1 protein-coding gene is annotated in these 1,849 nt (G+C 69.4%); it reads right to left on the reverse strand.

The window, feature by feature from the left end; genetic code table 11:
* On the reverse strand, positions 1–1,849 hold a 1,849-nt coding region (locus AF1_RS32420), incomplete at both ends, for a type I polyketide synthase (RefSeq protein WP_157419429.1).

Genomic DNA, 1,849 nt, shown 5'->3' on the forward strand with positions numbered 1-1,849 from the left:
GCGGAGGAGAACAGCACGAACGCGTCCAGCTCCAGGTCGCGGGTCTGCTGGTGCAGGTTCCACGCGGCATCCACCTTGGGCCGGAACACGGCGGCCAGGCGTTCGGGCGTCTGGCTTTCCAGGGGCGCGTCGTCCAAGACTCCGGCCGCGTGGACGACGGTCTTCAGCGGACGGTCGTCAGGAATGGCGGCGAGGAGTTCGGCCAGCGCGTCCGGGTCGGCGGCGTCGCAGGCCGCGATCGTGACCTGCGCTCCCAGGCTTTCGAGACGTTCTTGGAGTTCGGCTGCGCCCGGGGCGTCGAGTCCTCGTCTGCTGGTGAGGAGCAGGTGTGCGGCGCCGTGCTGGGTGATGAAGTGTTCGGCGACCAGGGCACCGAGGGTTCCGGTGCCGCCGGTGATCAGTACGGTGCCGTCCCCGGCCTGGACGAGCGGAGCCGGCGTCTGGCGGTCGGCCGACACCAGGCGCGGTATCAGAACGCGGCCCGCCCGAAGAGCCAGCTGGGCCTCGCCGGTCGCCAATGCGTTTCCGAGGTTCTCCGCTGAGTCCGGGTGGTCGTCGGTGTCCACGAGGACGATCTGTTCGGGGTGTTCGGTCTGGGCCGAACGGCAGAGCCCCCAGATGGGCGAGTGACTCAGTGAGACGTCCCCCGGCTCCACGGCCACCGCTCCGTGAGTGAGGACCACGAGCCGGGACTCGGTGAATCGCTCGTCCGGCACCCAGTGGCGGAGACGGTCGAGGACATCGGCCGTCAGCGACTCGATCTCGGCCGGATCGTCCTCGGTGCTTCGGACGTCGAGCAGCACGTGCTGCGGTGTGTCCGTGCCTGCGCTGATCGCCTCGGAGAGGCAGTCGAGCGTCGTCGCGTCGTCCAGAAGGACCGTCGTCGTTTCGGAGGCGGGTTCGCCGGTCGTCCTGGCAGGTGACCATTCCACTGTGAACAGGGAGCGGTCGGTTCCCGCCGCGAACGCCTTCAGGAACTCGTCGCTGCTCACCGAGCGTAGCGTGAGCGTGCCTATCGACGCGACCGGGAAGCCGGAATCGTCCCATGCGTCGATCCGGACCATCCGCTCTCCGGTCTCGGTGATCCGGATCTGGAGCTGAGTCGCGGACGTCGCCGACAGATGGACGTCCCGCCAGGAGAAGGGAAGCGGGGTCTCGCCGGCGTCCATCCCCTGGACCGCGAGCGGATGCAGCGCGGCGTCCAGCAGTGCGGGGTGGATGTCGTAGCCGGTGACGGGGGTGTCGGGGTCGAGCTGGACGAGGGCGTGCAGGGTCGTGCCGTCCCGGTGCAGCTCGCGGAGGTTCTGGAACGACGGGCCGTAGTGGTAACCGCGCTCGGCCAGGAGGTCGTACAGGTCGGAGACGTCGACCGGGTCCGCGGTGGGTCGGCCGGGGAAGGCCGGTGCGGTTGTCGTCGGCTCGGCGGAGATGAGGACGCCCGTCGCGTGCATGACCCACTCGGGCGTGTCGTCGGTGCTGACCCGCGAATGGAACGTCACCTGGCGACGGCCTTCGTCATCCGGCGCGGTGACGTTGATGTGGAGATCGCGGGCGCTGTCGGTGGCGAGCGTGAGGGGTGTGTGGAGGGTGAGTTCTTCGAGGGTGGGTGTGTTGAGGGCGTGGGCGGCGTGGAGCGCGAGATCCAGGAACGCGGTGCCCGGTAGGAGCGGGGTGTCGTGGACGGCGTGGTCGACGAGCCAAGGAAGGGTGTCGAGGGACAGGTGAGCGGTGGCCTGCCACCGGCCGCCCGGGAGGGAAGTGGTGGTCGCCAGCAGCGGGTGCTCGGCCTTGTTCAGACCGAAGCCCGTCGCATCGCCCGTCGAGACGGAGTTGAGCCAGTAGCGCTCCC

The sequence above is a fragment of the Actinomadura formosensis NBRC 14204 genome (assembly GCF_001552155.1).
Lineage (GTDB): Bacteria > Actinomycetota > Actinomycetes > Streptosporangiales > Streptosporangiaceae > Spirillospora > Spirillospora formosensis.